Source organism: Streptomyces sp. NPDC110618, assembly GCF_055657065.1.
In genome coordinates, this window is the sequence record NZ_JBVKBN010000002.1 from 623,949 (window position 1) to 645,732 (window position 21,784).

Annotated in this window: 21 protein-coding genes; 1 reads left to right on the forward strand and 20 read right to left on the reverse strand. The window is 71.7% G+C overall.

What is annotated here, in order from left to right; all coding sequences use genetic code 11:
* From ACZ7L7_RS06065 to ACZ7L7_RS06150, 18 genes are all read right to left on the reverse strand, one after another.
* Entirely contained in the window at positions 1-792 is a 792-nt protein-coding gene (locus tag ACZ7L7_RS06065) for a S16 family serine protease (protein WP_285510803.1), read from the reverse strand.
* Between the two features lie 44 nt (positions 793-836).
* The gene (locus tag ACZ7L7_RS06070; protein ID WP_093721413.1) at positions 837-1,478 is read right to left on the reverse strand and encodes an IclR family transcriptional regulator; all 642 of its coding nucleotides are present in this window, start codon (positions 1,476-1,478) and stop codon (positions 837-839) included.
* Positions 1,479-1,758: 280 nt separating this feature from the next.
* Entirely contained in the window at positions 1,759-3,552 is a 1,794-nt protein-coding gene (locus ACZ7L7_RS06075) for a DEAD/DEAH box helicase (protein ID WP_453604937.1), read from the reverse strand.
* Positions 3,553-3,654: 102 nt separating this feature from the next.
* The gene (locus tag ACZ7L7_RS06080) at positions 3,655-4,029 is read right to left on the reverse strand and encodes a type II toxin-antitoxin system death-on-curing family toxin (protein WP_472075029.1); all 375 of its coding nucleotides are present in this window, start codon (positions 4,027-4,029) and stop codon (positions 3,655-3,657) included.
* Complete coding sequence (locus ACZ7L7_RS06085; RefSeq protein ID WP_285510800.1) at positions 4,026-4,226, reverse strand: hypothetical protein; 201 nt, start codon at positions 4,224-4,226, stop codon at positions 4,026-4,028. Before ACZ7L7_RS06085 ends, ACZ7L7_RS06080 begins: the two co-directional genes overlap by 4 nt.
* A gap of 42 nt (positions 4,227-4,268) precedes the next feature.
* Complete coding sequence (locus ACZ7L7_RS06090) at positions 4,269-5,714, reverse strand: MFS transporter (protein WP_453604939.1); 1,446 nt, start codon at positions 5,712-5,714, stop codon at positions 4,269-4,271.
* Positions 5,715-5,753: 39 nt separating this feature from the next.
* Complete coding sequence (locus ACZ7L7_RS06095) at positions 5,754-5,954, reverse strand: hypothetical protein (RefSeq protein ID WP_472075032.1); 201 nt, start codon at positions 5,952-5,954, stop codon at positions 5,754-5,756.
* Positions 5,955-6,122: 168 nt separating this feature from the next.
* The gene (locus ACZ7L7_RS06100; protein WP_472075034.1) at positions 6,123-6,641 is read right to left on the reverse strand and encodes an SUKH-4 family immunity protein; all 519 of its coding nucleotides are present in this window, start codon (positions 6,639-6,641) and stop codon (positions 6,123-6,125) included.
* A gap of 71 nt (positions 6,642-6,712) precedes the next feature.
* On the reverse strand, positions 6,713-9,025 hold the full coding sequence (locus tag ACZ7L7_RS06105; protein WP_471591523.1) for a xanthine dehydrogenase family protein molybdopterin-binding subunit: 2,313 nt from the start codon (positions 9,023-9,025) through the stop codon (positions 6,713-6,715).
* On the reverse strand, positions 9,022-9,189 hold the full coding sequence (locus ACZ7L7_RS06110; protein ID WP_285510796.1) for a hypothetical protein: 168 nt from the start codon (positions 9,187-9,189) through the stop codon (positions 9,022-9,024). Before ACZ7L7_RS06110 ends, ACZ7L7_RS06105 begins: the two co-directional genes overlap by 4 nt.
* Before the next feature lie 85 nt (positions 9,190-9,274).
* Positions 9,275-10,756, reverse strand: a complete 1,482-nt coding sequence (locus tag ACZ7L7_RS06115) for a (2Fe-2S)-binding protein (protein WP_472075036.1) — start codon at positions 10,754-10,756, stop codon at positions 9,275-9,277.
* On the reverse strand, positions 10,753-11,646 hold the full coding sequence (locus tag ACZ7L7_RS06120; protein ID WP_285510794.1) for an FAD binding domain-containing protein: 894 nt from the start codon (positions 11,644-11,646) through the stop codon (positions 10,753-10,755). Before ACZ7L7_RS06120 ends, ACZ7L7_RS06115 begins: the two co-directional genes overlap by 4 nt.
* 253 nt (positions 11,647-11,899) lie before the next feature.
* Positions 11,900-13,528 (reverse strand): beta-N-acetylhexosaminidase, encoded by a 1,629-nt coding sequence (locus ACZ7L7_RS06125; RefSeq protein WP_472075040.1) that lies wholly within the window; start codon positions 13,526-13,528, stop codon positions 11,900-11,902.
* Positions 13,529-13,532: 4 nt separating this feature from the next.
* On the reverse strand, positions 13,533-14,378 hold the full coding sequence (locus ACZ7L7_RS06130) for a carbohydrate ABC transporter permease (RefSeq protein WP_472075042.1): 846 nt from the start codon (positions 14,376-14,378) through the stop codon (positions 13,533-13,535).
* Positions 14,375-15,265 (reverse strand): carbohydrate ABC transporter permease, encoded by an 891-nt coding sequence (locus ACZ7L7_RS06135; RefSeq protein ID WP_285510792.1) that lies wholly within the window; start codon positions 15,263-15,265, stop codon positions 14,375-14,377. Before ACZ7L7_RS06135 ends, ACZ7L7_RS06130 begins: the two co-directional genes overlap by 4 nt.
* Positions 15,262-16,554 (reverse strand): extracellular solute-binding protein, encoded by a 1,293-nt coding sequence (locus tag ACZ7L7_RS06140; protein ID WP_472075044.1) that lies wholly within the window; start codon positions 16,552-16,554, stop codon positions 15,262-15,264. The genes ACZ7L7_RS06135 and ACZ7L7_RS06140 overlap by 4 nt, the downstream gene beginning before the upstream one ends.
* A 200-nt stretch (positions 16,555-16,754) precedes the next feature.
* The gene (locus ACZ7L7_RS06145) at positions 16,755-17,042 is read right to left on the reverse strand and encodes a DUF3039 domain-containing protein (RefSeq protein ID WP_053665779.1); all 288 of its coding nucleotides are present in this window, start codon (positions 17,040-17,042) and stop codon (positions 16,755-16,757) included.
* 29 nt (positions 17,043-17,071) lie between these two features.
* Positions 17,072-17,644, reverse strand: a complete 573-nt coding sequence (locus ACZ7L7_RS06150) for a YqgE/AlgH family protein (protein ID WP_285510790.1) — start codon at positions 17,642-17,644, stop codon at positions 17,072-17,074.
* 251 nt (positions 17,645-17,895) lie between these two features.
* On the opposite strand from ACZ7L7_RS06150, the gene murA reads away from it, so the two are divergent.
* Positions 17,896-19,236: a UDP-N-acetylglucosamine 1-carboxyvinyltransferase gene (gene murA / locus ACZ7L7_RS06155; RefSeq protein ID WP_093721381.1), complete on the forward strand. Its 1,341-nt coding sequence runs from the start codon at positions 17,896-17,898 to the stop codon at positions 19,234-19,236.
* A gap of 204 nt (positions 19,237-19,440) precedes the next feature.
* Here murA and ACZ7L7_RS06160 read toward each other — a convergent pair whose 3' ends face one another.
* Together ACZ7L7_RS06160 and ACZ7L7_RS06165 are read right to left on the reverse strand one after the other, a co-directional pair.
* The gene (locus ACZ7L7_RS06160; RefSeq protein ID WP_007382399.1) at positions 19,441-19,722 is read right to left on the reverse strand and encodes an HU family DNA-binding protein; all 282 of its coding nucleotides are present in this window, start codon (positions 19,720-19,722) and stop codon (positions 19,441-19,443) included.
* A gap of 325 nt (positions 19,723-20,047) precedes the next feature.
* Complete coding sequence (locus tag ACZ7L7_RS06165; RefSeq protein WP_285510789.1) at positions 20,048-21,481, reverse strand: NAD-dependent malic enzyme; 1,434 nt, start codon at positions 21,479-21,481, stop codon at positions 20,048-20,050.
* Positions 21,482-21,784: the final 303 nt, after the last annotated feature.

Genomic DNA, 21,784 nt, shown 5'->3' on the forward strand with positions numbered 1-21,784 from the left:
CTAGCAGCTCGGCACGTTCCCCGTCCCCTTCTCCAGCGCGACCAGCGCGTCCACGGCGCCCTTGAGGGTGGTGACCGGGATCAGGCGCAGCCCCTTGGGCAGCTCGGACTTGGCGTCGGAGCACTCCGCCTTCGGCACCAGGAACACGGTGGCGCCGTCCCGGCGGGCGGCCTGCGTCTTCAGGCCGACGCCTCCGACGGGGCCGACCTTGCCGTCGGCCGCGATGGTGCCCGTACCGGCGATGACCCGGCCGCCGGTGAGGTCGCCGCCGGAGCCGTCGCCGTCCAGTTTGTCGACGATGCCGAGGGAGAAGAGCAGACCGGCGCTGGGCCCGCCGACGTCGGCGAGCTCCAGGTCGACCTTGACCTTGGCGGGGTCCAGGTCGAGGTAGTTCAGGGCGGCCTCGGTGGCGGAGTCCTGGGACTGCTCCATCTGCTGGGTGTTGTGCTGCTCGATCTCCTTGGTGCTCTTGCCGCTGGGGTAGACCGCGTCCCGGGGCAGCACGGCGCGGTCGGTGCGGAACCAGGAGTCGATCACATCGCCCAGTCCCACACTGGCGTCCGGGCCGGTCGCCTCGATGGTGGTCATCCGCAGCTGCCCCGAGGTCTTCCGGGTCTCGGCGCCGGTGACGGTGATCACCGGCTCGCCCTTGTTCTCGCCCAGGACGTTCGCGGTCATCCCGGGCTGCGTCAGCGAGAACGGCAGCGGCGCCAGTGCGGCCGTGGCGATCAGGGCCACGACCGGCACGGCGCAGACAGCAAGCGCCTTGGGGCGCGAGAGACGAGAGAGCACGGGGTCAATCTAACGTGGCGGCGATCCGGTCCGGCCGCGCGCGGTCAGCGCAGCGCCTCCGCCACCTCGCGTGCCGCGTCCACCACGCGCGGACCGACCCGCTCCGGTACGGCGTCGGCGAGCATCACCACGCCGACGCTGCCCTCGACCCCGGTCACCCCGAGCAGGGGTGCGGCGGCGCCGCTGGCACCGGCCTCCAGTTCGCCGTGGGTCAGGGTGTAGCCGGGCTCCTCCAGGGGCTGGCGGCGGGCGGCGAGGATGGCCTTGCCGGCGGCGCCGCGCTCCAGCGGGTGCCGGAAACCGGCCCGGTAGGCCACGTGGTAGTCGGTCCAGGTCGGCTCCACCACGGCGACCGCGAGCGCCTCGGCGCCGTCGACCAGGGTCAGATGCGCGGTCGCGCCTATGTCCTCGGCCAGCGAGCGCAGCGCGGGCAGCGCGGCCTCGCGTACCAGGGGGTGCACCTGGCGGCCCAGGCGCAGGACGCCGAGTCCCACCCGGGCCCGGCCGCCCAGGTCCCGCCGTACGAGTGCGTGCTGTTCCAGCGTGGCCAGCAACCGGTACACCACGGTCCGGTTCACGCCCAGTTTGTTGGATAGCTCGGTGACGGTCAGCCCGTGGTCCGTGTCGGCCAGCAGCTTGAGGACGCGCAGTCCCCGATCGAGCGTCTGAGAGGTCTCCGCGGTCACGACGCCCACTCCTTAGTGGTGAGGTCGGCAGCCCCCTCAGCGACAGCTGCGTCACCGAGTCCCGTCGGAAGACGCGCTTCAGAGGCCGCCGATCGGCCGGCGGCCCGGCCTGTCCGGGCCGCGTCGCTTCACGGCTGCGCTCCGCGGCGGCGCTGCCACGGGGCGTGTGCGTAGCGGGACATTAGCGAAGCGGGTTCGCTCAGCGGAAGGCTCCGTCCAGAATCCGGGCACCGGCGGGTACGGCACGCCTGTGTTTGTCCCCATACGCACAGCGCTCGCGTCACCGCATGCGCGTGGCCCACTCCTGCACCTTGGCGATGCGCTGGCGGAGCTGGCCCGCGGTGGCCTCGGCGCTCGGCGGGCCGCCGCACACCCGGCGCAGTTCGGTGTGGATCACGCCGTGCGGCTTGCCGCTCTGGTGGACGTAGGCGCTGACCATCGTGTTGAGCTTCTTGCGCAGCTCCATCATCTCCTTGTGGGAGACGACCGGGCGGCGCTCGGCGGGCAGCTCCAGCAGGTCGGCCTCGGCGTCCGGCTTCTTGCGGCTGTGCGCGATCTGCCGGGCCTGCCGCTTCTGCAGCAGCAGCTGCACCTGGTCGGGCTCCAGCAGCCCGGGGATGCCGAGGTAGTCCTGCTCCTCCTCGCTGCCGGGGTGGGCCTGCATGCCGAACTCGGCGCCGTCGTAGAGGACACGGTCGAAGACGGCGTCGGACTCCAGCGCCTCGAAGGGCAGCATGTCCTGCTCGCCGGTGTCCTCGTCCTGCTCCTTGTTCGCCTCCTCCATCTCCTTCTCGGACTCGGCGTACGGGTCCTCCTCGCCCTCCTTCTTCGGCTTGTCGAGGGCGTGGTCGCGCTCGACCTCCATCTCGTTGGCGAAGGTGAGCAGGTCGGGGATGGTCGGCAGGAACACGGAGGCGGTCTCGCCGCGGCGCCGGGAGCGCACGAAGCGGCCGACGGCCTGGGCGAAGAAGAGCGGGGTGGAGATGGTGGTGGCGTAGACGCCGACCGCGAGGCGGGGCACGTCGACGCCCTCGGAGACCATGCGGACGGCGACCATCCAGCGGTCGTTGTTCTGACTGAACTCGTCGATCCGCTTGGACGCGCCGGCGTCGTCGGACAGGACGAGGGTCGCCTTGGTGCCGGTGATCTCGCGGATCAGCTTGGCGTAGGCGCGGGCGGAGTCCTGGTCGGAGGCGATGACGAGGGCGCCCGCGTCGGGGATGGCCTTGCGGACCTCGGTCAGCCGCTGGTCGGCGGCGCGCAGCACGCTCGGCATCCATTCGCCGCGCGGGTCGAGGGCGGTGCGCCAGGCCTGGCTGATCGCGTCCTTGGTCATCGGTTCGCCGAGGCGGGCGGCGATCTCGTCACCGGCCTTGGTGCGCCAGCGCATGTTGCCGCTGTAGGAGAGGAAGATGACCGGCCGCACGACGTGGTCGGCGAGCGCGTGCCCGTAGCCGTAGGTGTAGTCGGCGGCGGAGCGGCGGATGCCGTGGCTGTCCTCCTCGTACGTGACGAAGGGGATGGGGTTGGTGTCCGACCGGAACGGCGTACCGGTGAGCGCGAGCCGGCGGGTGGCGGGCTCGAACGCCTCCAGGCATGCCTCGCCCCAGGACTTGCTGTCACCGGCGTGGTGGATCTCGTCCAGGATCACCAGGGTCTTGCGCTGCTCGACGCGGTTGCGGTGCAGCATGGGGCGCACGCCGACGCCCGCGTAGGTGACGGCGACGCCGTGGTAGTCCTTGCCGAGCGGGCCCGCGCTGTACTCGGGGTCCAGCTTGATCCCTATCCGCGCGGCGGCCTCGGCCCACTGCTTCTTCAAGTGCTCGGTCGGCGCGACCACGGTCACCTGCTGCACGACGTGGTGGTGCAGCAGCCAGGAGGCGAGCGTCAGGGCGAAGGTCGTCTTGCCCGCGCCCGGGGTGGCCACGGCGAGGAAGTCACGCGGCTGCTCCTGGATGTACTTGTCCATCGCCCCCTGCTGCCAGGCACGCAGCTTGCCGGCGGTACCCCAGGGGGCACGGCCGGGGAAGGCGGGGGAAAGGTGGTGGGAGGAGGAGGCGGCGGTGGTAGTCACGGTCTCCGGTTCTCGACTGCGTACGACGACCGAGTCACCCTACCGGCGCCCGCCCGCGTCAACACGCGGACGGGGCCGCGTCACTCGGGGGTGGGACCGACGTCACAGCTGCCGCAGCCGTCCCGCGATCCGCCCGATGTCCCCCTCTGCACCGGACGCCACATCGATGACCAGCGCGTACGCCGCGTCCTGGTCGCACCCGGCGAGATCGATCCCGTTGATGCCGAGGAACGTGGCCGCCGCGAGCCACGCGGTGCGCTTGTTGCCGTCGACGAGGGGGTGGTTGGCGGCCAGCGCGTGCAACAGCGCGGCGGCCTGCTCGTACAGATCCGTGTACGCCTCGGTCCCGAACATCCGGGCCCGCGGCCTGCGTACGGCGGAGGCGAGCAGCCCGGCGTCCCGCGCCTCGGGGGCCCGCCCGCCGAAGGCGACCCGGGCCAGTTGCTCGACGTCGGCGACGGTCAGGTGCCTGGTCACTCCCCCAGCCTCCGCAGCAGGTCGGCGTGGGCGGCGGCGAGCACCTCGGCGGCTTCCCGCACCGGGCCGGCCTCCGCGGCCACCCGGTCCCGTACGGCGTCCAGGGCGATGTCCTCCGCGCCGCGCCCGGTGGCGTCGGCGAGGTCGAGGAGCTGCTCATGGAGGTCGGGCGGGAGGGCCAGGGTCAGTTCGGACATGCCGAGGAGGGTAGGGGGTGGGGGGCAGGGCGGCGATCGGTTTTACGCCTCCCGCACCGCCAGCCGCCGCGTCACCCACACCCCCGCCAGCGCCACCGCCGCCATCGGCAGGAACACCGCCGCGAAGGCCTCCGGGGTGGACGCGGTGGCGTTCGTGGTGTGGCTGAGGGCGCCGCCGCCCAGGGCGGCGAAGGCGGCGCCGACCAGGCTGAGGAGGACGACGTTGGAGAGGGCGTCGGAGATCTGGAGGGAGGCGGAGTTGGTGCCGGCCTCCTCCGGGGCGGACAGCTTCAGCAGCAGCACGCTTGCGGAGGAGATCACCAGGCCCATTCCGAAGCAGCCGACCGCCCAGGCCGCGGCCAGCGTCCACACCGGCACGGAGTCGATCAGCACGCTCGGCGCCGCCGCGATGGCCGCGGCCACCAGCACCATCCCCAGCGTGGTCAGGCGCTCCCGGTACGGCTCAAGGCGCGGCCGGGACTGCACCCAGGAGCCGATCGCCCAGGTCACGCCCCCGGCCGCGAGGGAGAACCCGGCCAGCGTCGGCGACAGCCCGCGCTGGGTGACCAGCATCAGCGGTACGAAGGACTCGGCGCCGATGAAGGTGCCCGAGGCGATCCCGCGCAGCAGCACCACGGAGGGCAGGCCGCGGGCGGCGCGGTAGGTGCCGCGCGGCAGGAGGCCGAGGACGGCCGGGACGAGCAGCGCGGCGCCCAGCACACCGGGCACCAGGGCGAGCGGGCGCAGGTCCTGGGCGGCGTACTGGAGGAGGCCCGCGCCGAGGGAGATGCCGAGGGCGAGGCGGATGCGGCGGCGGTCGAAGGAGGTGTCCGCGCCGTCCACGGGTCCGCCCGCCCGGCGCCGTATCTGGGGCAGCGCGAGGGCGAGCGGGAGGAGGACGAGCACCGGGATGCCCAGGAACACCCAGCGCCAGCCCAGGTGCTCGGTGACCGCCCCGGAGGCGAGCGGTCCGACGACGGACGGGACGACCCAGCTCGCGGCGAAGGCGGCCACGATGGCGGGCCGCAGCCGCTCCGGGTAGGCGCGTCCGATCACCACGTACAGCGCGACGATCACCAGTCCGCCGCCGAGGCCCTGCACCGCCCGGCCGAGCACGAACGCCCACATCGTGGTGGCCGTCCCCGCCAGCAGCAGCCCGGCGGCGAAGGCGCCGATCCCGGCGGTCACCGGCCCGAGCGGGCCGCGCCGGTCCGCCCACTGGCCCGCGAGCACCATCCCGAACAGGGAGGTGGTGAAGAACCCGGAGAAGGCGAACGCGTACAGCTCCACCCCGTCCAGCTCGCGCGCCGCGACCGGCATGGCCGTGCCGACGGCGGTCGCCTCGAAGGCGATCAGCAGCACGACGGAGACGATCCCGATGCTGAGCGCCCGGTAGGACCGGCCGAGCACGGTCTCGGCGGAGCCGTCGCCGGTGGCGGGCTCGGTGTCGTGCGCGACAGCGGTGTCGCGGGAATCGGAGCGGGTCATGCGAGCCAGAGTAAGGTGCGAAGCCGTCTGCTGCCCCTGTCAGGAGTCGGTCCCGGCCGCGGACCTTGGTCCTACGACCAAAGGACCGTTGCGCCCGGTCAGGGGCGTGTGTGCAACAGCCGCCGAGCGACCGGCCTCGGCGATCAGGCGGCCGCCCAGTCCGCCGTCCCGGGTCTCGGGGACGACGGACACGCACTGCACATCACCGGAGGCGCGGTTCAGGGCGTGCGGGGTCGGCACGCGTCGCACGATCGCCGGCCAGGCCATGCCGATGACGACCGAGTCGCGGATCGGAACCGTGCAGCGGTGGGTGGCGGAGCTCTCGGCGGCCCAGGCGCCGAAGTGCCGTACGAACGCGGCGCGTTCGACCGTGGCCGACGGGTCCGGCCGGGCGGACGACGCCCTCGGTCACGCGTGCGCGGTGTCCCGGTGCAGCAGCCACAGGGCGAAGGCGAGGACGGAGACGTCCGTGTTCAGGGCGTGCGGTATCGGGGCGGTCGGGGTCCAGGTGTGCAGGGTGCCCGTTTCGCCGTGCAGGAGGAGGTGGTTGGGGGCGTCCAGGTGGCCGAGGACGATCAAACGGTCGGCGTCCGGCGGGAGTTCCGCGGCCGGGTCGCCCGCGTACGACTCCGTCAGTGTCGGCAGGACCGCGTCCAACTCCAGTCGGAACAGGGCGTGTTCCTCCGGCAGGCCCGTCTCGCGCAGGAAACGGCGGGTCGGTTCGTGGGTGAGGGCGGCCGGGAAGTCCACGTCCTCAAAGCGCATCACGCTCCCCCGCCCGAACTCCTCGGCGAACAGTCGGGGCGGGACGGACACGGCGAGCCCGGACGCCTCGCGCCGGTCGGGACCGGGGCCCGCGACCAGTTCCAGCGTGGTGACCAGGCGCCCGCAGCACCGCGGTTCCGGCTCGGCGATCGTCCCGATCATGGTGTCCCCCCGTTCATGTCCCGATACCGCAGAACATTACGCCGCACCACTGACAACGCCCGCCGAGCGGCTCACGTGCCGTTCGTCACCACCGCGGCCTGCGGCCGGATCGGCAGCCGGTTCACCGGACGGCCCGTCGCGGCGCGCACCGCGGAGGCGACGGCCGCGGGCGAGGCCACCACCGGCACCGCGCTCACCGCCTTCGCGCCGAACGGCGCCACCACGTCCCGTTCCTCCACCAGCTTCACGATCCTGATGTCGGGGGCGTCCAGGGCCGTCGGGAGCGCGTACCCGGTCAGATCCGGATGCCGTATCGAGCCGCGCGCCGTGCGCAGGTTCTCCGTCAGCGCGATACCGACGCCCTGCGTGACACCCGCCTCGATGCGCGCCGCGAGCTGCGCGGGGTTGAGCACCCGGCCCACGTCCTGGGCGACGGCCAGCTCCACCACGCGGATCGAGCCCAGCTCGATGTCGACGTCCACCACCGCGCGGATCGCGCAGAACGCCATGCCCACGAAGGCGTCGCCCTGGCCGGTCTCGTTCAGCGGCTCGGTGGGGTGCGGACGGCACTGGGCGGTCGCCCACAGCTCCTTGCCGTCCATCGCCTCGGTCACGGTGGTCGACAGCACACCGTCGTACGAGGTGATCTTGCCGTCGGTGATCTGGAGCAGTTCGGTGGACATGCCGAACTTGTGCGCGAGCGGCTGCAGGAGCTGGGTGCGGACCATCTTCGCCGCGCGCTCCACCGCCCCGCCCGACACCCAGGTGTGCCGGCCGCGGCAGCTCGCGCCCGCCGGGGGCTGGTCGGTGTCGACGGGGGCCACGTGGACCTCGTCGATACCGAGGGTCTCCTGGACGATCTGGCGGGCCAGCGTGGTGAAGCCCTGACCGGTCTCCACCGCCGCGCACAGCACGGTCGCGACACCGTTCTGCACCTTGACCGTCGCCGTGGACACCTCGTCGGCGCCCTCGGCGCCCAGCATGTGCACCATGCCGAGCCCGTAGCCGACGCCCCGGCGCACCGCGCCCGGTTCGCCCGCGCCCTCGGGGCCGCCGGGCAGCAGCCACTCCTCCTCCGGGGTGTCCTTGGGCAGCGGCGGCAGCGGGAAGTCCCGTACCGCCTGGAGGAGTTCGGCGACCGGCGCCGGGCAGGTCACGGTCTGGCCGGTGGGCAGGACGTCGCCGGTGGCCAGCACGTTGCGCAGGCGCAGTTCGGCCGGGTCGACGCCGAGCTTCTTGGCCAGCTTGTCCATCTGCGCCTCGTAGGCGGCGGCGACCTGCATGGCGCCCTCGCCGCGTACGTGGCCGGAGGGCGGGTTGTTGGTGCGGACCGCCCAGCCCTCGATGAAGGCGTTCGGGACGACGTAGGGGCCGCAGGCGAAGGAGACGGCGGCGGCCAGGGCCTCCGAGGAGGTGTCCGCGTACGCGCCCGCGTCCAGCAGGATCTGCGCCTCGACCTTCACCAGCTTGCCCTCGGCGTCCGCGTGGTGGCGGTAGCGCAGCAGGGTCGGGTGCCGGTGGGCGTGGCCGAGGAAGGACTCCTCGCGGGTGGCCGTCAGCTTCACCGGGCAGCCGGTGCGCAGGGCAAGCAGGCCGAGCGGGAGCTGGAAGCCGGGGTCCTCGCGGTCGGCGGTGGCGCCGGGGACGCCGGTGACGACGATCTTGACGCGGTCGGCGGCGAGGCCGAAGCAGGCGGCCGCCCGGTCGCGGTCGGCGTGCGGGTCGGTGGAGGCCAGGTACAGCTCCACGCCGCCGTCGGGGCGGGGCACGGCGAGTCCGGCCTCGGCGCCGATGGGCGCCGGGTCCTGGCGGCCGATGCGGTACAGGCCCTCGACCACGACGTCGCCGGCCGCGTCGGGGTCGCCGTGGCGCAGCGGGATGTGCCGGATCAGGTTGCCGTCGGGGTGCAGCGGCTCGGCCTCGAAGGCCTGCTCGGGGTCGGTGACCGGGTCGAGCACCTCGTACTCGACGATGACGGCGGCGGCGGCCATCCGCGCGGTGTCGGGGTGGTCGGCGGCGACGGCGGCGATGGGCTCGCCGTGGTGGCGTACGACGTCGGAGGCGAAGACCGGGCGGTCGGCCTTGCCGCGGCCGTGCAGCGGGGCGCCGGGAACGTCCTCGTGGGTGATGACGGCACGCACGCCGGGCATCTCCCGCGCGTGGGTGGTGTCGATCGACACGATGCGCGCGTGCGCGTGCGGCGACCGCAGCACGGCCGCCCACAGCAGGCCCTCGGCCCACAGGTCGGCGGCGTAGGGAAAGGTGCCCTCGGTCTTCGCGCGCGTGTCGGCGGCCGGCAGCGACGCGCCGAGCCCGTGCGGAATCGCCTCGGCGGCGGGCGCTGCCTCCGCCGGAATGGGCGCGGTGACGGCTTCATTGCTCACGCCTGGCCTCCGTCCTGGCCGTACTGCTGGTGCTGCGGGACCCCGGAGGCCGGGGCGGTCACGGCTGCCCGGCTCCTGCCCGGCCCGCGGCGGCCGTACTGCTCGTCGCGCGAAGCCCCGGGGGCAGGGGCGGCTGCCCGCGCGGGGGCGGCTGTCGTGCTCACGCGGGACCTCCGTCCTGGCCGACCGGTCGGCCGCGCCGGGCCTCGGGAGCCGGGGCGGCTGCCCGCGCGGGAGCGAGTCGGTTGCTCACGCCTGGCCTCCGTCCTGGCCGTACTGCTGGTCGTGCGGGGGCTCGGGGTTGAGGGCGGAGGGGTGGACGCCGCCCGCGCCCGGGCCCGCCTGGTGCGGGATGCGCGCCTCGTCGGCGTCCGCCTCGGCCTCGGCCGCGCTGTGCGCCTCGCGTTCGGCGACGACCTCCCTGACCGCCTCGACGACACCCCGGTAGCCGGAGCAGCGGCACAGGTTGCCGCAGAGTGCCTGGCGGGTCTCCAGGTCGGTGGGGGCGGGGTTGCCCTCCAGCAGGTCGTGCACGGTCATCGCCATGCCGGGTACGCAGAAGCCGCACTGGACGGCGCCGCAGCGGGCGAGCGCGCGCTGCACGTCGGAGGGCTGTCCGTCGACGGCGAGGCCCTCGACCGTACGCACCTCACTGCCCGCGGCGGTCACCCCGGGTACCAGGCAGGAGGCGACGAGCCGTCCGTCGACCTGGACGTTGCACGCCCCGCACTCGCCCTGCGAGCAGCCGTCCTTGGCGCCCGCGAGCCCGAGCCGCTCGCGCAGCACGTACAGCAGCGACTCGCCGATCCACGCGTCCGTGACGGGCCGGTCGACGCCGTTGACGCGCAGGACGTAGGAGGCGAGGGGGTGTTCCTCTCCGGGCAGCGAGGGAGCGGGCTCGTCCGGGGTCTCCTCCGGCGCCGACGCGGCGTCCTCGGCGGCCTTCTCCGCCTCCGGCTCGCCCTCGGCGGCCCCGTCCGCCTCAGGGGCCTCCGCGGTCGTCCGCGCGGCCTCTGAGGGCCCCTCAGGAGTCTCCTGGGCCTCCGCCGGGGAGTCGGGGGCGGCCTCGGCCGGACGCTCCGGCTCCGCGGGCTTCTCCGGCGGACGCCCCCACGGCTCCCCGATCGCCTGCGCGGGCGCGGCCTGCTGCTCCGACTCGCCGGGCTGACCAGTGCCTTCCTGCTGCGTCGCCCAGGGCGCGGGCGCGCCGCCGGGCAGGGTCGCGGGCGGGGTCGCGCCGTTCCACTGATCGACCAGCGACGAAGTAGTGAACTCGCCCGATTCGTCCGGAAGGTCGCCCCCGGCGACGGGGATCGACCACTGTCCGGTGACGTCGTGGCCGGGCGCGCTCGCGGAGCCCGCCGCGTCCTCGAAGGTCCACTGCCCGGTGGCGCCGGGGTTGTACGTGAACCGGTCGTCGCCGGCCGTCCCCTCGCCCTGCGGGTTCGCGTTCGCGTCCGGCCACTGCACGCCGCCCGACGGCATCGCCCAGGTGCCGGTGGCCGCCGGGTCGGTGCCCGCGGTGGTCGCGGGCGTGACCGTTATGGGCGGTGGCACATAGCCGTGGCCGGGCGCGGCCAGCGGGCTGTCCGCGGAGGCCAGCAGCGCGTCCATGCCGCCCTCGGGAAGCTTCACGAAGGCGGTGGCGCCGTCGTCGTAGTCGCCCTGGGGCAGCGGGTCCCAGCGGCCCGCGCCCTGCGGGGCGCCCTCTTGGTGCCGGTCGTCGGTCACGACAGCGCCCTCCCCAGTGCTCGTCGGGCCAGCGCGGCGACGGTGCGCCGCAGGTGCAGTACGGCGGGCGGGAGCGGCTCGACGGAGCCGTCCTCGGCCGGCGCCGGGTCGGGGATGCAGGCCGCGGCGACGTACTCGCCGAAGGCGGCCAGCGCCTCCGGGACGATGGCGCGGTCGTTGTCCCAGTCGATGAGCTGCGCGACCCACTGCTCGGCGTCCAGGGGCCGCAGGGGCATCGGCGCTATGGCGCCGACGGCACACCGCACGCCCCGCCGCGCGGGGTCGAGCACCAGCGCGACGGAGGCCATGGCGCGGCCCGGTCCGGTGCGGCCGGTCGCCTTGAGGAAGACCTGGGGGGCGTGCAGCAGCGGCACGCGTACGTAGCCGATGAGTTCGCCGGGCCGCAGCATCTCCACGCCTGCCAGCAGGTGCGACACCGGGATCTCCCGGCGGGCGCCGCCGGGGCCGGCGATGATCAGCGTGGCCTCCAGGGCGGCCAGCACCGGCAGCGCGTCGCCCGTGGGGGCGGCGGTGGCGATGTTGCCGCCGAGGGTGCCGGCGTTGCGGATCTGCGGCGGACCGGCGGCCCGCGCGGAGGCGGCGAGCGCCGGGATCAGCGCGGCGAAGTCGGGGCGGCCCATGCGGGCATGGGTGAGCCCGGCGCCGAGCAGCGCGTGCCCGTCCTGGTACTGCCAGCCGCGGATCTCGCTGATCCGGCCGAGGCCCACCAGCGCGGCGGGCCTGAGCTGCCCGGAGTTGACGGCGGCCATCAGGTCCGTGCCCCCGGCGACCGGAACGGCGGCGGGCATGGCGGTGAGTGCCGCCACGGCCTCGTCCAGCGTCGCGGGCAGCGTGACGGCCTGCGCCGCCTGCGGTGCGTGCGTGGTCAAACCGGCTGCCCCTTCCCGCTGCCCCACCTGGTCCCACCTGTTGCTGCCGTACGGTACGTGCTGACAGGGCGGACGTGGCAACTCTGGCACATCTTCGCCGAGGCCGAACGCGGGGGTCCGCTAGGAGGCATTCGCCCACTTCACCGGGGAGATAGTCCGTTTTCGCACCGCATCGCCGGTGCGCACGAATTTGCCACTCTTCGGTGATCTGCCGGGGTTTTTCCGTTACCTGTTCGGGGCGGCCCTCCGGCGGTTACCTGTTCGGGGGCGGCCCCTCCAGCGGCCGGCCGAGCACACCGGGGCGCCGCTGCCAGGGGTGCGGTCCGGCGGGCGGACGGTAGGCGACGCCGAGGGCGTCGAGGCGGGCGTAGTGGGCCACCATCCGCCGCTGGAAGCCGATGAACTCCCGTTCCCGCGGGGCGGGCAGGTGACTCCACGCCACTTCGGCGAAGGCCGAAAGTCGCGGGAACACCTGGTAGTCCACCCGCGCGGGGTCCTCCATCACCTCGGTCCACACATTGGCCTGGGTGCCCAGGACGTGCCGCGCCTCGGGTTCGGTCAACTCGGGTGGAACGGGCTCGAACCGATAGACGTCCTCAAGGGTGCGGACGTAGCCGATCGGCACCGGTTCGTCCTCGCCCGGCGCCTGCCGGTGGTCCAAGTAGACGTGCTGCTCGGGGCACATGACGACGTCGTGGCCGGCCCGCGCGGCGGCGATCCCGCCCGCGTACCCGCGCCAGGAGGAGACGGCCGCGCCCCTGGCGAGCCCGCCCTCCAGGATCTCGTCCCAGCCGATGAGCCGGCGCCCGCGCGCGGAGAGCCAGTTGTCGAAGTGGGCGATGAACCACGCCTGGAGTCCGTCCTCGTCCGCGAGTCCGAGTTCCTTGATACGAGCCTGCGCCACGGGTGACCGCCGCCACTGCTCCTTCGGGCATTCGTCACCGCCGACATGGACGAACTCCGACGGGAACAGCTCCAGCACTTCCTCGAACACCCCCTCGTAGAAGCGCAGGGTGTTGTCAGTGGGCGCGAGTACGTTCGGAGAGATTCCCCAGGTGTCCCAGACGGTCAGGGAGGCGGTGTCGATGACGTCGGTGTTGCCGAGTTCCGGGTACGCGGCGATGGCGGCCTGCGAGTGTCCCGGGATGTCGATTTCGGGGACGACGGTGATATGCCGCTCGGCGGCGTAGGCGACGATCTCGCGGATGTCGTCCTGGGTGTAGTGGCCGCCGTGCGGCTTCTCCTCCCACAGCGGTGAGGCGCGGTGGCCGAATTTCGTGCGCGACCGCCAGGATCCGGTCTCCGTGAGCCGCGGGTACTTCCTGATCTCGATCCGCCAGCCCTGGTCGTCGGTCAAGTGCAGGTGCAGGACGTTGAGTTTGTGCGCGGCCATCAGATCCAGGTAGCGCAGCACCCCGTCCTTGGGCATGAAGTGCCGGGCCACATCGAGCATCAGACCCCGCCAGCGGAATCGGGGCCGGTCCTCGACCGTGCCCAGCGGTACCGGCCATTCCCGGCGGCCCGGATCGAGCGGCGCCCGCCGGAACGCCTCGGGGCCGAGCAGCTGACGCAGGGTCTGCGCGCCCCAGAACACCCCGGCCGGGTCGCCGCCGTGGACGCGGACGCCGCGCTCGGTCACATCGAGCCGGTACGCCTCCGGCCCGAGCCCGGTGTCGAGCCCCAGCTCGATGCCGTGGTCACCGCGTCCTTCGGCGAGGAGCAGCCCGGTCGCGGCACCCACCGCGGAGCGCAGCCAGTGCGCCACGCGCGCGGTGCCCGGACCGGCGTGCAGGACGGTCCCGGGGTCCAGGACGAAGGCGCCCTGATCCACCGGCGACCACCACGCCCTCCCCGGCGCCGGGATCACTTCGTCGAAGCCCATGTCGTCAGTCCTTTACCGCTCCGCCCAGTCCCGAGACCAGGCGTCGCTGTACGAGTACGAAGAACACCAGCACCGGAATCGTCATCACCGTCGAGGCGGCCATCACACCGCCCCAGTCCGGCTCGTCCGGCTTGTAGAAGACCAGCAGAGCCATCGGCAGAGTCGACTGCGAAGTGTCACTGATGATGAACGACTTGGCGAAGAGGAAGTCGTTCCAGGCGGAGATGAAGGAAAACACGCTCGTGGCCACCAGACCGGGCAGCACGAGCGGGAAAAGGATCTGCCACAGGAATCGCGTCCGGCTCGCCCCGTCGAGGTAGGCGGCCTCCTCCAGGGACTCCGGAACCGCTTTCACGAAACCGCGCAGCATCCAGATCGCGAACGGCAGCGAGAAGGCGATGTGCGGCAGGATCAGCGAGCCCAGCGTGTTGAGCTGACCGGCGTCCCGCATGAGGAAGAACAAGGGGATCGTGAGGGCTTCCACGGGCACCATCTGGGCCACCAGAAACATGATCAACAAGGTGGTCCGGAAGCGGAACCGGAATCGCGTCACGGCGGTCGCCGCGAGAAACGCGACAAGCGCCGAGGCGACCACCACGGTGCCCGCCACGACAAGGCTGTTGACGAAATACCGACCGAATTCCTGCTGCTCGAACACGCGCCGAAAGGAGTCCAGCGTGGGCGCCGTCGTCCAGGGCCGCGGCTCGGTCGACTCGATCTCCCCGGCGGGCTTGAAGGCGCCGAGCACCATCCAGTACAGCGGGAAGGCGACGACGGTCGCGATGAGCAGCGCCGCGCTCTCCGCAGCGAACCGCCACGGACGGGCCACAAGGCCGCGCAGAAGATTCACAGCTCCTCCCCCTGGCGCCGCAGCAGTCGCAGGTACGCGAGCGTCACGACGAGCAGGATCAGCAGCATCACCACACCGATCGCCGAGCCGAGGCTGTACTGCGAGGACGCGAACGCCTTCTGGTAGGCGTAGACATTGAGCACCAGGTTCTGGCCGGCGATGCCGCCGCCGTTGGTCATGACGTAGATCTGCGTGAAGACCTTGAAGTCCCAGATGACGGACTGGATGGTGACCACCACGAGGATGGGCCGCAGGATCGGCGCGAGCACCGACCGCCAGATCCGCCACTGCGAGGCGCCGTCCAGCGAGGCGGCCTCCAGCACCTCCGCGGGCACGGCCCGGATCCCGGCGTACACGGTGACCATCACGAACGGGAAGGAGCACCAGACCACTTCGAGCAGGACCAGAAAGAAGGCGCTGAGCCGCCCGTAGGTCCAGGAGTGGTCGCCGAGGCCCAGCACCCGGTTGACCGGGCCCGTGTCGGGGTCGAAGAGGAACAGCCACACAGTGGAGCCGGTGACGGCCGGGGTGGCCCAGGCCCCGAGCGCCGCCAGCATCAGCGCGAGCCGCGGCACGGCCCGCACCCGGGTGAGCAGCACCGCGAGCGCGCAGCCGACGGCGAGGGTGGAAACCACGCAGGCGGCGGCGAACAGGACCGTCGCCAGCAGCACCTCCCAGAACTGGGAGTCCCCGAACAGCTCGGCGTAGTTGCCGAACCCCTCGAAGGTGGTCGGCTCCCCTCCGCTGACCTGGGCCTGGGTGTAGTGGAACAGGGAGATCAGGCCGAGCTGGTAGATCGGGTAGGCGAGCAGTCCGCCCAGGACGACGAGCGCGGGGGCGAGATAGAGCCAGGGAGTCCAGGACTTGCCGTGGGTCACGGACGTCATCCGACGGTCGCGAAGGCGTCGTTCATCTTCTTCGCCGCGTCCTTGGAGGCCGCCTCGACCGACTTCTTGCCGCTGACGATCTCCTGGAACATCGTCGGCAGGACCAGCGAGGAGTCGATCTGGGACCAGGCGGGCGAGGCGGGGACGAACTTGGTGCCCGCGCCGAGGGTCTCCACGAACGGCTTCACGAACGGCTCCTTGGCCGCCACCTGCTGTCGTACGTCGGAGAAGGTCGGCAGGAAGCCCATCGCGTCGAACATCGACGCCTGGGTCTGCTTGGACGCCAGCCGCTGCATCAGGTCGACGGCGAGCGTGCGGTGCGAGGTGCTCTTCAGGACGCCGATGTTGTTGCCCCCCGCGAACGCCGGGGCGATCTCGCCCTCCTTCACACCGGGCAGCGGAACGACCGCGTACTTGCCCTTGACCTTGCCGGCCTCCACGGCCGCGTGGCTGAAGTCGCCGCCGATCGCCATGGCCGCCTTGCCGGAGGCGAACGCGGTCACGGTGTCGTTGCCGCCCATGCCGGCGCACGTCTGGGCGGGACAGTTGTCGTCGCCGAAGAGCGAGGCGTAGGCCTTGATGCCCTTCTGCGCGGCGGGGCTGTCGATGCCGGAGGCGTACGAACCGCCCTTGCCGGTGGCGAGTTCGCCGCCGTGGGCCCAGACGAAGGGCATCGCGCCGTAGGTGTAGGCGCCACCGACCGCGAGTCCGTACAGGTCGGGCTCGGCCGCCCGTATCTTCTTGGCGGCGGCGATGAGTTCGGCCTGGGTTCTCGGCACCTCGATGTCGTGCTTCTCGAAGATGTCGGTGCGGTAGTACAGCGCGCGCACGCCGACGAAGTACGGGGCGCCGTAGACCTTGCCGTCCACGGTGACCGACTGCCTGGCGGTCGGGTCGGTGTCCTTGGCCTCGGACCAGGCGCCGAACTCCTTGGTGATGTCGAGCAGTCCGCCGTCCTTCACATAGCCGGCGGTGTCGGTGTTGCCGTACTCGATGACGTCGGGGGCGCTCTTGGGGTCGTTGAAGGCGGCCTTGATGCGCTGGGCGCGGGTCTCGACGGGGATGTACTCGACGGTGACGTCGGTGTTCTCGTGGTCCTTCTCGAAGGCGGCGAGGACGGAGTCGACCACCTTCTCCTTGGGCTTGTTGCTGACCTCCTGGAAGAGCCAGACCCTGAGGGTGCCGGACTGTTCGTCCTTGTCGGAGGCGGAGTTGTCGGACGTCTGGGGGGCGCAGGCGGTGGCGACCGTGACGGCGAGAAGCACGGCCAGTCGAGCGGGGAGCTTCATGGAGCATTCCTCCGTGCGTTGCAACATGTGCAATAGCTGTTTTGCTCTGCACAACGGAGGCTAGGGACAACCCCAACGCGCCCACAAGAGGTCTCAACCACTTCGTGACACACGAAGGCCCCCGGAGCGCACGCGTGGTGCGCTCCGGGGGCCTTCGGGAAGGTCGGACCTAATCGGACCTAAGGGGACTACCGGGGGGACTATTTCTTGTCGCCGCCCTTGCCCTTGTCGTCGCCGCCGGAGCCCATGGACTCGTAGATCTCCTTGCACATGGGACACACGGGGTATTTCTTCGGATCGCGGCCGGGCACCCAGACCTTGCCGCACAGCGCCACGACGGGAGTCCCGTCGAGGGCGCTCGCCATGATCTTGTCCTTCTGGACGTAGTGGGCGAAGCGCTCGTGGTCGCCGTCGCCGTGGGACACCTGCGGCGTCGGCTCTACGAGGGTCCCCGTACCAGTCCCGCGCTCGGGCTCAAGAGTGCTCATAACAACCAGAGTACTGAAGCTCACACGTCTCAGTTGAGCGAAGGGTCGTCCGGATACGTGGCGACCATCGCCAGCTCGTTGCGCTGGCGGCGCAGGACCTCCCGCCACAGTCTCTCCGGCTCCGGCGAGGAGACGTCCCCGGGCTCCGACTCCACCACGTACCAGGCACCCTCCACCAGCTCGTCCTCCAGCTGGCCGGGCCCCCAGCCCGCGTACCCGGCGAAGATCCGCAGCGAGCCGAGCGCGGAGGCGAGCAGTTCGGGCGGCGCCTCCAGGTCCACCAGGCCGATCGCGCCGTGCACCCGGTGCCAGCCCAGCGGTGCGCTCTCGCCGCTCGCCCCGCCCGGGATGACGGCGACCCCGAGCGCGGAGTCGAGGGAGACCGGTCCGCCCTGGAAGACGACTCCCGGTTCCCCCGTGAGGTCGGCCCAGCCCTCCAGGATGTCGCCCACGTCCACCGGGGTCGGACGGTTCAGGACGACGCCGAGCGAGCCCTTCTCGTCGTGGTCGAGGAGGAGCACCACCGCACGGTCGAAGTTCGGGTCCGCCAGGGCCGGCGTGGCCACGAGCAGCCGCCCTGTGAGCGAGGACACCTCGGTCATGCCAGACATGATCCCGCATCTTCCCTTCGTGTGGGGAGGCAATCCGGGTAAGGGAGTGAACGCAGCTCAGCGCGGCGCGGAACGCCCCCGGCGCACTCCCCTCACGGTGACTGGTCGTACCCGGTGAGGAACGGTTCGTGTTGTGACACAGCTATGACGTTTCTGGGCCGTCCTTGGGCTTACTGAAGGGGGGTGCGCGGCGATTACCCTGTTTCCTCGGCCCCTGCCCCACTCATCGGAACGCGAGATACATGACCGTCAACGACGATGTCCTGCTTGTCCACGGCGGAACCCCGCTGGAGGGCGAGATCCGTGTCCGCGGTGCGAAGAACCTCGTACCGAAGGCCATGGTCGCCGCACTGCTGGGCAGTGAGCCGAGCCGGCTGCGCAATGTTCCGGACATCCGTGACGTCCGGGTCGTGCGCGGACTGCTCCAACTGCACGGCGTGACGGTCCGTCCGGGCGACGAGCCCGGCGAGCTGGTGATGGACCCCTCGCACGTGGAAAGCGCGAATGTCGCTGACATCGATGCCCACGCGGGGTCCAGCCGTATCCCGATCCTGCTGTGCGGTCCGCTGCTGCACCGGCTCGGGCACGCCTTCATCCCGGGTCTCGGCGGCTGCGACATCGGCGGCCGGCCCATCGACTTCCACTTCGAGGTGCTGCGGCAGTTCGGCGCCACCATCGAGAAGCGCGCGGACGGCCAGTACCTGGAGGCCCCGCAGCGGCTGCGCGGCACGAAGATCCGGCTGCCGTACCCGTCCGTCGGCGCCACCGAGCAGGTGCTGTTGACGGCCGTCCTCGCCGAGGGTGTCACCGAGCTGTCCAACGCGGCGGTGGAGCCGGAGATCGAGGATCTGATCTGCGTGCTCCAGAAGATGGGCGCCATCATCGCGATGGACACCGACCGCACGATCCGGGTCACCGGTGTCGACAAGCTCGGCGGCTACACCCACCGCGCCCTCCCAGACCGCCTGGAGGCCGCCTCCTGGGCGTCCGCGGCGCTGGCGACCGAGGGCAACATCTACGTCCGTGGCGCCCAGCAGCGCTCGATGATGACGTTCCTGAACACCTACCGGAAGGTGGGCGGTGCCTTCGAGATCGACGACGAGGGCATCCGGTTCTGGCACCCCGGCGGCCAGTTGAAGTCCATCGCGCTGGAGACGGACGTGCACCCCGGCTTCCAGACGGACTGGCAGCAGCCGCTGGTGGTGGCGCTGACCCAGGCGACGGGCCTGTCCATCATCCACGAGACGGTCTACGAGTCCCGGCTCGGCTTCACCTCCGCGCTGAACCAGATGGGCGCCCACATCCAGCTCTACCGCGAGTGCCTGGGCGGCTCCGACTGCCGCTTCGGCCAGCGCAACTTCCTGCACTCCGCGGTGGTCTCGGGCCCCACCAAACTCCAGGGCGCCGACCTCGTCATCCCCGACCTGCGCGGTGGCTTCTCCTACCTGATCGCGGCGCTGGCGGCCCAGGGCACCTCCCGGGTCCACGGCATCGACCTCATCAACCGCGGCTACGAGAACTTCATGGAGAAGCTCGTGGAACTGGGCGCGAAGGTCGAACTGCCGGGCAAGGCGCTGGGGTAACGGCAAGCCGCAGAAACGCCGATGGGGCGGTCACCCGAGTTCGGGGTGACCGCCCCATACACGTTTGGCTCAACCCCCTAAGGGGCGCGGGCCGTATCGATCTGCGGCTGGGCCGCGTGGGCGCGACCAGCCACATGGGGCCCGCGGACAGCGACGGCGTCCCGCCCCTACGGCGAGCAGTTCCCGGCGCTCAGAGCGGAGCGCTTACTTGCCCTTGGCGGCTTCCTTCAGCTTGCTGCCCGCCGAGACCTTCACGCTGTAGCCGGCCGGGATCTGGATCGGGTCGCCGGTCTGCGGGTTGCGCGCGGTGCGAGCGGCACGGTGGGTGCGCTCGAAGGTCAGGAAGCCAGGGATGGTGACCTTCTCGTCGCCCTTGGCGACGATCTCGCCGACGGTCTCGGCGAACGCGGCCAGCACGGCGTCGGCGTCCTTGCGGGTCACCTCGGCGCGGTCGGCCAGCGCGGCCACCAGCTCACTGCGGTTCATGTTGTTACTCCCGTGTTCTTCTTGCCATTGAGGCGTGCCACGCGGCGGAGCCGCATATCGGGCACAGCGAAAGTCGATGCTGCCAGGGTCCTCGGACAGTCCCCGGACCCGGGTCCGGTCCGCCAGACGCTCGCGCCCGAAGACGCATCCTGCCCCTACCTGCGGCGGGAAAGCCAATCCGGCACCCGTCCGAGCCGTGAGAACACCCTTGGGGGTCACACGAAGGGCGGGCCCGAGCCCGGCCGTCACGATAAACGGCTGTCACGGGCCCGCGGTTCCACGACGCGCCGCGACAAGGGCTTGCCGTGGCGATCGTCACGTCCCGTCAGACGCCCGAGTTGTGGTGCGCGGCCGCCCCGGCGGCCTTCGCGGCGTCCCGTACGGCACCGGCCACCGCGCCCGCGACCTTGTCGTTGAAGACCGACGGGATGATGTAGTTCGGGTTCAGCTCGTCCTCGCTCACCACATCCGCCAGGGCCTTCGCGGCCGCGAGCATCATGTCGGTGTTGACCGTGCGGGACTGCGCGTCCAGCAGGCCGCGGAACACACCCGGGAACACCAGCACGTTGTTGATCTGGTTCGGGAAGTCCGAGCGGCCGGTGGCCACAACGGCCGCCGTCTGACGGGCGATTGCCGGGTCCACCTCGGGGTCCGGGTTCGCCAGCGCGAACACGATCGCGCCCTCCGCCATGGCGGCCACGTCGGAGCCGTCGAGGACGTTCGGGGCCGAGACGCCGATGAAGACGTCCGCGCCGCGCACGGCCTCCTTCAACGTGCCCGTCAGGTTCTCGGGGTTGGTGTTGTCGGCGATCCAGCGCAGCGCCGAGTCGGGGGCGGCGTCCACCAGGTCGGCGCGCCCGGCGTGCACCACGCCGTGGATGTCGGCGACGACGGCGTTCTTCACGCCCGCCGCGAGCAGCAGCTTCAGGATGGCCGTACCGGCCGCCCCGGCGCCGGACATGACGACCCGGATGCCGTCGATGGACTTGCCGGTCACCCGCAGCGCGTTGGTGAGCGCGGCGAGCACGACGATGGCGGTGCCGTGCTGGTCGTCGTGGAAGACGGGGATGTCCAGGGCCTCGCGCAGCCGCGCCTCGATCTCGAAGCAGCGGGGCGCGGAGATGTCCTCCAGGTTGATGCCCGCGAAGCCGGGGGCGATGGCCTTGACGATCTCGACGATGGCGTCGGTGTCCTGGGTGTCCAGGCAGATCGGCCAGGCGTCGATGCCCGCGAACCGCTTGAACAGCGCCGCCTTGCCCTCCATGACCGGCAGCGCGGCCTTGGGGCCGATGTTGCCGAGGCCGAGGACGGCGGAGCCGTCGGTGACGACCGCGACGGAGTTGCGCTTGATGGTCAGCCGGCGGGCGTCCTCGGGGTTCTCGGCGATGGCCATGCAGACCCGGGCCACACCGGGGGTGTAGACCATGGAGAGGTCGTCACGGTTGCGGATGGGATGCTTCGACGCCATCTCGATCTTGCCGCCGAGGTGCATCAGGAACGTACGGTCGGAGACCTTGCCGAGGGTGACACCCTCGATGGTGCGGAGCTTGGCCACGATCTCGTCGGCGTGCGCCGTGGAGCTGGCCGCGATGGTGACGTCGATACGGAGCTTCTCGTGTCCGGACGCGGTGACGTCGAGGCCGGTGACCGAGCCTCCGGAGGACTCCACGGCGGTGGTGAGCTGCGAGACGGCCGTTCCGCTCGCGGGCACCTCCAGCCGGATGGTCATCGAGTAGGAGACGCTGGGCGCCGTTGCCATGGCCGACTTCCTCTGCTTTCACCGTGTCGCGAAGTTGTGCCGTCCGATCGTCGCACCTACCGCTGAGTACGCGGTAGCCGCCCCGGATTGCGGACTTTTTGTTCACCGAGGCCCCCCAGAAGGGTGGGACTTCGGAAAACATCTTCCACGATACGAGAAATGTTCGGCCAGTCGTGAGCCACCAAAAGAGGCCCACGTCACAGGGACGTGGGCCTCTTCGGAGGTTGAGCGACACCGACCCGCCATGCTCGCCTCGCGGCAAGTGGTCGCTCGAAGCGACGAAGGTTGGGCCCGGGGGCTTGG